4 protein-coding genes and 1 pseudogene are annotated in these 6,153 nt (G+C 67.7%); 4 read left to right on the forward strand and 1 reads right to left on the reverse strand.

Annotation, left to right across the window (positions count from 1 at the left end):
• Positions 1-1,848, forward strand: a 1,848-nt coding sequence (locus AC1VAN_RS09820; protein ID WP_480985723.1) for a DUF2135 domain-containing protein, incomplete at its 5' end; no start/stop codon positions are given.
• Here AC1VAN_RS09820 and AC1VAN_RS09825 read toward each other — a convergent pair.
• The gene (locus AC1VAN_RS09825) at positions 1,787-3,076 is read right to left on the reverse strand and encodes an acyltransferase family protein (RefSeq protein ID WP_442252238.1); all 1,290 of its coding nucleotides are present in this window, start codon (positions 3,074-3,076) and stop codon (positions 1,787-1,789) included. The two genes, AC1VAN_RS09820 and AC1VAN_RS09825, sit on opposite strands and share 62 nt — an antisense overlap.
• A 197-nt stretch (positions 3,077-3,273) precedes the next feature.
• On the opposite strand from AC1VAN_RS09825, the gene AC1VAN_RS09830 reads away from it, so the two are divergent.
• From AC1VAN_RS09830 to AC1VAN_RS09840, 3 genes and pseudogenes are all read left to right on the forward strand, one after another.
• Positions 3,274-4,116, forward strand: a complete 843-nt coding sequence (locus AC1VAN_RS09830) for a LytTR family DNA-binding domain-containing protein (RefSeq protein ID WP_301909887.1) — start codon at positions 3,274-3,276, stop codon at positions 4,114-4,116.
• A 90-nt stretch (positions 4,117-4,206) separates the two neighbouring features.
• A protein-coding gene (prfB, locus tag AC1VAN_RS09835; protein ID WP_099783880.1) for a peptide chain release factor 2 occupies positions 4,207-5,332 on the forward strand; the annotation gives its coding sequence in 2 pieces (ribosomal slippage) (positions 4,207-4,281 and positions 4,283-5,332; 1,125 coding nt in all).
• An 81-nt stretch (positions 5,333-5,413) separates the two neighbouring features.
• A pseudogene (locus tag AC1VAN_RS09840) lies at positions 5,414-6,016 on the forward strand (MmyB family transcriptional regulator); the annotation flags it as partial.
• Positions 6,017-6,153: the final 137 nt, after the last annotated feature.

Below are 6,153 nucleotides of genomic sequence, written 5' to 3' on the forward strand. Positions count from 1 at the left end.
GGCCTGCTGACCTATGGGCCGGAAGCACTGCCGGCGTTGGCCGCCGATCAGCGCCTGTTTGCGGTCAGCAGTGCCGGCGCACGCACCGATGCCACACGCCTGCGCGGTTGGAGCGAGGCGCATGCTGGCAGTTTCGTGGCGCTCGGCAGCGATATCGATGCCGCTGCACGGGAGCTGCTGTCGATGCCACTGGATGTCCAGATCGATGCCGGCCGTGGCGTGCAGGACGTGGTGGTCGACCGCCGCAGCCAGGCCCAGGGCTGGCTGTGGTTGCATGCGCGGTTGGCGGCCGAAGGTGTGCCGATGCGGGTGCGCATTGCCGGTGGGCAATGGCAGGCACTGCCGGAGAGCTCCACCAGCGCCGATGGCGATCTGCTGGCCGGCCTGTGGGCACAGGCACGCCTGCAGCAGTTGTCGACCGATCGGCGCGGCAATCGCGAGGCGATGCAGCGCCTGTCGCAGCAGTTCAGCCTGGTGGGCCCGGACACTTCACTGATCGTGCTGGAAACGCTGGACGACTACCTGCGCTACGCGATCCGCCCCGCAGGTGCCTTGCGCGCCCAGTACGACCAGCGCTTCGCACGCCAGGTTGCAGATCGCGATGCCGCCGACCGTCAGCGCCTGGACAAGGTGGTGACGCAGTGGCAGCAGCGCCAGCAATGGTGGAGCCGCCGTTGGCCGAAGGGCATGCGCGTGCAGGCGAAGGCGCTGGAAGTGGTCGGTCAGGACGCGTATGCGGCTGCCCCGGTGGCGATGCTCGCCGCGCCTCCTCCCGCGCCAGCGCCGATGGCCGTTGCCGCCGAGCAGCGGGCGGAGTCCAGCAGCGCGCGCGCCCGTCGATCGCCGCCGCGGCAGGCACCTGCGGGCCTGGAGGCCGCGATGGATGCAGTTGCCATCGAACCCACGGCGTCCAATGCACCGGCCGCCGCCAATGACGGCCAGCTGGGAATCCGGTTGGCCGCCTGGCAATCGGATTCGCCGGTTGCCCGCCGCCTGCGCCAGGGGCCGTCGTCGCAGCTGTACGACCGCTATCTGGCCGAGCGCGCTGCGAACGCCAACAGCAGTGCGTTCTTCCTCGACGTGGCCGACCTGTTGATCGAACAGGGCCAGCGCGATCTTGCCCTGCGCGTGCTGTCCAACCTGGCCGAGATGGAGCTGGACAACCGCCATCTGCTGCGCGTTCTCGGCTACCGCCTGCTGCAGGCCGATGCACCCGCACTGGCGGTGCCGGTGTTCGAGCAGGTGCTGGCGATGGGCCAGGAGGAACCGCAGAGCTTCCGTGATCTGGGCCTGGCGCTGGCCGCAGCGGGCAAGCCGCAGCAGGCGCTGGCGCCGCTGTACCAGGTGGTCGTGCGGCCGTGGGATGGTCGTTTCGACGGCATCGCGCTGATCGCCCTGGATGAACTGACCAACCTGGTGGCCGGCAGCACGCCGCGCCTGGATACCACCGGCATCGACCCGCGCCTGCTGCAGGCGATGCCACTGGACCTGCGCGTGGTGCTGGCCTGGGATGCCGACAACAGCGACATGGACCTGTGGGTCACCGACCCGAACGGCGAGCGTGCGTACTACGGCAACCGCCTGACCTACCAGGGTGGGCAGATGTCGCAGGACTTCACCGGTGGCTATGGTCCGGAACAGTTCTCGCTGCGCAACGCCAAGCCGGGCAAGTACAAGGTGGAGGCGAACTACTTCGGCAGCCGCCAGCAGCTGGTGACCGGTGCGACGACGCTGATGCTGCGCCTGACCACCCATTGGGGCACGCCGAAGCAGAAGGACCAGATGATCACGATGCGGCTGAAGGATCGTGCCGAGACGGTGCTGGTCGGCGAGTTCGAGGTGCGGTAGCGCCGGGCCATGCCCGGCGGCCGGCGCTGTGGTCCTGCGTGATGCTCACTGCGCCGTTGCGATCGGCACGCAACCCGAACAGCGGCCGCAGCCAGCGCACACGGCGTACCAGCAGTTCATGGATCAGCAGGCAGCCGGCGACGGTGCCTACAATCACCAGCGCCGGCTCCAGCCATGCGCCCAGCTGCAGGGGACGCAACCAGTACAACAGCATGATCAGCACGGTCTGGTGCAGGATGTACCAGCTGAACACCGCCTCGCGGCAGTAGCCCAGGCCACGCCATGGCCGCGCCAGCAGGACCTGCGCCCATCCGAAGAGGGCCAGCAGGGAACACCAGGTGTACAGCGCTCGGCCAACGCGCTCGGTCTGCGCCCACGGCAGCGCCAGCACCCATTGCGGCAGATCGCCGAGGTCGGGCATCCGCCCCAACGCGCGGATGCCCAGTTCGACAGTCAGCCCGACAACGGCCAGCGCCAGGGTCAACCGCCGGCCGCGCACCAGCAGATCCCAGCCGCGCTGCCAGCGCGCGGCGAGGAAGCCGCCGAGGAACAGGGGCAGCGATTCGGCGTGGACGTACAGGTCATCGACCAGCGCATGGGTTGGCGGGTGGGCGGGCAGGATCACCAGCAGCGCCCACGCCAGCCACAGCACCGGCAGCAGCAGGCCCAGCGTGGCCACCCAGCGGTCGCCCGCAGGCAGGCCCGGCAGGCGGTGGTGCAGCGGCCGCACTACGCTGGCCAACACGATCGCCAGCAGCGTGTAAGGGATCAGATAGGCCAGGTACCACAGGTGGTTCCAGGTGAAGCCATAGGCGGCACCGGTGAAGCTGGCTCCCGGCCACGGCCGGAACTGCCAGTAGCGCCACAGGAATGCACCGAGCCCTGGCGTGACGTCGCCCTTGTCCACCGCTTCACAGTAGGCCTGCAGCGAAACGACCGCGACGATGCCGAACAACAGCGGCAACAACAGCCGCCCGCTGCGCCGTAACGCGAACCGCCAACGGCCCTGCGCAGGCAGGCACAGGCCCAGTGCAATGCCGGAGATGGCAAACAGCAGCGGCATGCGCCAACGATTCAGCGCGATCATCGGCCATTGCAGCCACTCCGCGGTGTGGACGCTCTTGAGGTGGAAGTCCCATCCGGCCACGTAGGCCATGGCCACGTGGTAGAGGATCAACAGCCCGAAGGCACCGATACGCAGGGTGTCGAGGTCGTGGCGGCGGGTCATGGCGGTATCCGTGTTGGAGTCCTCGCAGAGTGGAAGTCCTTGTGGGCTGTCGCCAGCAGCAAGGGGCGGTTGGATGCCCGGCAGGGCCCAATGGCGGGGCGGGGGGACGAATGGCGTACGTCAGCGGGGCTGTGGTTGGCGATAATCCAGTGATGGATGAGTACAACCAGCAGGACCCGGACGTGCGTGGCGAATCGATGGGCAACGGCAGGCAAGGGCGGCAGGCAGCCGTGTTCTGGGTCGTACTGTTCCTGGGGACGGCGGCGGCCAATGTGCTGGCCAAGGCCATGATGGCGGCGCGCGATGGGCTGCCCTCCCAATGGATGGCGGCCACGATTGACGAGTTCAGCAGTGCGCTGGTGTCGCTGCTGCTGCTGGCGGTGCTGATCCGCGCCGCTTCGCGCTGGCCGCTGCACACCGATACCTGGCGACAGCGCTTGGTGCCGTATCTGCTGGGCGCGGTTGCGTGGTGGCTGCTGCATGTGAGTGCGATGGTCCTGCTGCGCAAGGCCGCCCACGCCGTGCTTGGCAGCCACTACACCTTTGGGGACTGGCCGGCGCAATGGTTCTACGAGTTCTTCAAGGACATCCAGACCTATGCGCTGCTGGTCTCGGCAGTCCATGCCCTGGCCTGGTTCGGCCGCCGCCGCCAGGGTGAAGCGACCCTGCTTGCCGCCCCCGATGAGGGCCCGCCGGTCGAACCGGTCGATCGCCCCGACCATTTCCTTGTGCGCAAGCTGGGCAAGGAGTTCCTGGTGGCCACGGCCGACGTCGAGTACGCCCAGGCCGCCGGCAACTATGTGAACCTGCGGGTGCGCGGGCATGACTACCCGCTGCGGATCACCATGGCCGTGCTGGAGGCGCGGCTGGACCCGGTCCTGTTCCTGCGCAGCCACCGCAGCTGGCTGGTCAACCGTGACCAGCTGCGCTCGATCGAGCCGCTGGATGGGGGCGAGGCCTTGCTGCACATGGCCGATGGGGCCAAGGTACCCTGCAGCCGGCGCCAGCTGCCGTTGCTGCGCCAGGCCTTGGGCGGGTAGGGGCGTGGCAGGGCGGGACCGGCTTCTGCGCCGGTTCACCCCGGCCTGCGGTATCATTTGCAGTCATCTTTTGAATGCATAACCGCCGACATGATCGAACTGAATCCTGTCCGCCAGCGCATCGCCGATCTGACCGATCGCGTGTTGTCGCTCCGGGGGTATCTTTGACTACGACGCCAAGAAAGAGCGTCTTGAGGAAGTAACGCGGGAGCTGGAAAGCCCCGACGTCTGGAACAATGCCGAGTACGCCCAGAACCTGGGGCGCGAGCGCTCGACCCTGGAAAAGACCGTGGGCGGCATCGCCGCGGTGCTGGAGGGCCTGAGCGACGCCACCGAACTGCTGGAGCTGGCCGAGTCCGAGCAGGACGAGGACACCGCGCTGGCCGTGGTGGCCGACCTGGACAAGCACCAGGCGCACGTGGAGAAGCTGGAGTTCCAGCGCATGTTCTCCGGGCAGATGGACAACGCTCCGGCGTTCGTCGACATCCAGGCCGGTGCCGGTGGTACCGAAGCCCAGGACTGGGCCGAGATCCTGCTGCGCATGTACCTGCGCTGGTGTGAATCGCGTGGCTGGAAGACCGAGCTGATGGAAGTGTCCGGTGGCGACGTCGCGGGCATCAAGTCGGCCACGCTGCGCGTGGAAGGCGACTACGCCTATGGCTGGCTGAAGACCGAGACCGGCGTGCACCGCCTGGTGCGCAAGTCGCCGTTCGACTCGGACAACCGCCGCCATACCAGCTTCACCTCGGTGTTCGTGTCGCCGGAAGTGGACAACAACATCGAAATCGACATCAACCCGGCCGATCTGCGTACCGACGTGTACCGCTCGTCCGGTGCCGGTGGTCAGCACGTCAACAAGACCGAGTCGGCGGTGCGTATCACCCACATCCCGACCAACACGGTCGTGGCTTGCCAGACCGGCCGTAGCCAGCACCAGAACCGCGACAACGCGATGAAGATGCTGGCCGCCAAGCTGTACGAGCTGGAGATCCAGAAGCGCAACGCCGAGCGTGATGCGGTGGAAGCCACCAAGTCCGATATCGGCTGGGGCAGCCAGATCCGCAACTACGTGCTCGACCAGAGCCGTATCAAGGACCTGCGCACCGGCATCGAGCGTTCGGATACGCAGAAGGTGCTCGACGGYGACCTGGACGAGTTCGTCGAGGCCAGCCTGAAGGCCGGCCTGGCGGTCGGCTCCAAGCGCATCGATGCCTGATGCGTGCCCGGCGACAGCGGTACCGTCCGCTGCCCGGGCCCTGCGTTGCGGGCGGTCTTAGGCGTGCCGCAACGCCGGTAGGGCCGCGAAGTGCGCGCCTCGCCCGAGGTGCTGGAGCGCCTGGCGCAGGTACTGCGATTGAGCGACGACGAGCGCGCCTACGCGTTCGCGCTGTCCGGCTATGGCGTGCCGCTGGAATCGCCCGACGAGACGGTGACCGACGGCCTGCGCCAGCTGGTGGAGGCGATGCAGCCGATCCCGGCCTACGTGCGCAATACCCGATTCGACATCCTGGCCTGGAACCCGGCCATCGCCGATCTGTTTGTTGATTACGGTCAGCTGGCGCCGCACGAACGCAACACGCTGCGGCTGATGTTCCTGTATCCGCCGTACCGCACGCTGATCCTCAACTGGGAAGAAATGACCCGCGGGCTGCTGGCCAGCTTCCGCGCGGCGATGGCGCAGGCGCCGGACAAGGCGCCGTTCCTGGCACTGGCCGAGGACATCGGTGCGCACAGCGAGCAGTTCCGCCAGTGGTGGCCCGAGCACGATGTGCGTCGTTTCGACGAAGGTGCGAAGAAGCTGAACCATCCCACGCGCGGGCTGCTGGACCTGCAGTACGTGGCGCTGGTGCCGGAGAGCCGGCATGACCTGTCACTGGTGACCTACCTGCCGCGAAGGTAGGTTGGTCGGCAGGGCTGCGCCCTGCACCTGCTGTAGTGCCGGTCGCTGGCCGGCAACCTCAACAGCAACAGCAACAGCAACAGCCGGCTTTCCGTGGGGTGGCGGGGCGGTGTCGGAGTGCGGGGACGCCGTGAACC

It is taken from the genome of Stenotrophomonas sp. 05L44_2 (assembly GCF_056665995.1).